The following is a 559-nucleotide window of genomic DNA, read 5'->3' on the forward strand; positions in this document are numbered from 1 at the left end:
CAGATAGCGCAAGGTACGTCGGGCAGCATCCATACAGGCAATCATCCCTCTTTGTATATCAAATTTGCTGTCATATAAACCAGATCAAGTTAACAAAGTGTTAATGATATAGCGCATCAAGCCCAAAAACCGGCAAGATGCATACCCATTGTTGCAATAAATGGGGAGTAAAGTCCTCAGCGGCGGAAATAATTTCGTAATTTCGCTAACGCATTAATATCCCTAAAGAAGAAGCATCGCTATTATTTCGCAGAGCACAAGATAATAGCGCGGAAATAGAGAGATATTTAATCGTTGCTACAGATAATTATTTTTCGACTCGTATCATTGGATAAATTCACGATACGATCGACCACACCACGCGCGTAATTCTCAGTATTTGGCGAGGCAAAAAGATAGGTATTTTTTCCGCAGCGTTGCAGAGGTTGTTTATTCACCATACCCGTGTTGCAGGTTTCTGACACCACCCGCCTGGAGGGCGTCAGGTTGGCGGATTAGCGAAGCAGTAGCAGGACTTCGGGCGATATTTTTCCCTGAGTCGGTGCTGCATATTTTGTCC

General features: G+C 43.8%; 1 protein-coding gene. It reads right to left on the reverse strand.

Translation table 11 applies throughout. The annotated features are described in order from the left end of the window. Positions 1-287 precede the first annotated feature (287 nt). Entirely contained in the window at positions 288-485 is a 198-nt protein-coding gene (locus ACOI7Z_RS27320; RefSeq protein WP_087849880.1) for a DUF2574 family protein, read from the reverse strand. Between the last annotated feature and the right edge of the window lie 74 nt (positions 486-559).

The sequence above is a fragment of the Klebsiella sp. C283 genome (assembly GCF_048822555.1).
GTDB lineage: Bacteria > Pseudomonadota > Gammaproteobacteria > Enterobacterales > Enterobacteriaceae > Klebsiella > Klebsiella quasipneumoniae.